Genomic DNA, 1,677 nt, shown 5'->3' with positions numbered 1-1,677 from the left:
GACACACAGCGCAAACTTCCTTTACACTCCCCTTTAGGCAGGGCTCTCCTGCCCTTCCTTAAACCGTTCCTTCGGGAACATTTCTTTCCGTTCTCATGACTACCACCCTCCAGCAGCGCTCCGGCGCTTCCAGCTGGCAGGCCTTCTGTGAGTGGGTCACCTCCACCAACAACCGTCTGTATGTCGGTTGGTTCGGTGTGCTGATGATCCCCACACTGCTGGCTGCCACCATCTGCTTCGTCATCGCTTTCGTCGCCGCTCCTCCGGTCGACATCGATGGCATCCGTGAGCCCGTCGCTGGCTCCCTGATCTACGGCAACAACATCATCTCTGGTGCTGTTGTTCCTTCCAGCAACGCCATCGGCCTGCACTTCTACCCCATCTGGGAAGCTGCTTCCCTCGACGAGTGGCTGTACAACGGCGGCCCCTTCCAGCTGGTTGTTTTCCACTTCCTCATCGGCATCTACGCCTACATGGGTCGTGAGTGGGAACTCTCCTACCGCCTGGGCATGCGCCCCTGGATCTGCGTTGCCTACAGCGCACCTGTCGCTGCAGCCTCCGCTGTCTTCCTGGTTTACCCCTTCGGTCAGGGTTCCTTCTCTGACGCAATGCCCCTGGGCATCTCTGGCACCTTCAACTACATGCTGGTGTTCCAGGCCGAGCACAACATCCTGATGCACCCCTTCCACATGCTGGGCGTCGCAGGTGTTTTCGGCGGCAGCCTGTTCTCCGCCATGCACGGCTCCCTGGTGACCTCCTCCTTGGTGCGTGAAACCACCGAGGCTGAGTCCCAGAACTACGGCTACAAGTTCGGCCAAGAGGAAGAGACCTACAACATCGTGGCTGCCCACGGTTACTTCGGTCGCCTGATCTTCCAATACGCCTCCTTCAACAACAGCCGTAGCCTTCACTTCTTCCTGGCTGCCTGGCCTGTTGTAGGCATCTGGTTCACCGCCCTCGGCGTGTCAACCATGGCCTTCAACCTGAACGGCTTCAACTTCAACCAGTCCATCCTTGATGGTCAGGGCCGCGTCCTGAACACCTGGGCTGATGTGCTGAACCGTGCCGGCCTCGGCATGGAAGTGATGCACGAGCGCAACGCTCACAACTTCCCCCTCGACCTGGCTGCTGCTGAGTCCACTCCTGTGGCTCTGCAGGCTCCTGCCATCGGTTGATCTGGAATCAACAAACGATTCAGATCAACTGAATCGGAAAGCCCCCTCCTCGGAGGGGGCTTTTTGTTGTGCTTTCAGAATTGAGCTCCAATCAACCATCAACAGAGAGGAGCCATCTGAGATCCTCTCTGCACAACTCGGTGCGTGCAGAGGTTGCCAACCCCTCAGCAACGCTTTACGTCGACTCAGCAGCGTGGAAGCAAGGCAACCTCGACAAGGCAAGAACCAACCGCTTTTGCTGGTGGGCATTGACTGAGCAGTCCTATGGATGGGCCGGGACTAGCAGCAACTGAAAAGCATGAGACAACGCGCCGGACTGCCATGAGAAAAACGCAAACCCTGATCCAGCACCTCGGCTTAAAGCCTCATCCAGAGGGGGGCTGGTACCGAGAGCTGCATCGCAGTCCAGACCAAGTTCAACGACAGGACGGTGCCGAGCGATCTGCCTTGACGGCCATTCTGTTCTTGCTGCCCGCCGGTGCCGTCAGTTGCTGGCATCGGG

General features: G+C 58.3%; 2 protein-coding genes. Both read left to right on the top strand.

Going from position 1 to position 1,677, the window contains the following annotated elements; translation table 11 throughout:
* The first annotated feature begins 95 nt into the window (after positions 1 to 95).
* Complete coding sequence (gene psbA / locus DXY33_RS00010; protein WP_115131219.1) at positions 96 to 1,175, top strand: photosystem II q(b) protein; 1,080 nt, start codon at positions 96 to 98, stop codon at positions 1,173 to 1,175.
* A gap of 321 nt (positions 1,176 to 1,496) precedes the next feature.
* Positions 1,497 to 1,677, top strand: a 181-nt coding sequence (locus tag DXY33_RS00005) for a cupin domain-containing protein (protein ID WP_136975400.1), incomplete at its 3' end; no start/stop codon positions are given.

Source organism: Synechococcus sp. N26 (genome assembly GCF_900473975.1).
In the GTDB taxonomy this organism is placed as follows: Bacteria; Cyanobacteriota; Cyanobacteriia; order PCC-6307; family Cyanobiaceae; genus Parasynechococcus.
Note: the sequence above shows the minus strand (reverse complement) of the source record. Positions and strands in the feature narration are given on the sequence as shown.

Coding starts and splice junctions, on each gene's coding strand:
- psbA (WP_115131219.1), top strand. CDS start 96: ATGACTACCACCCTCCAGCAGCGCTCCGGCGCTTCCAGCTGGCAGGCC.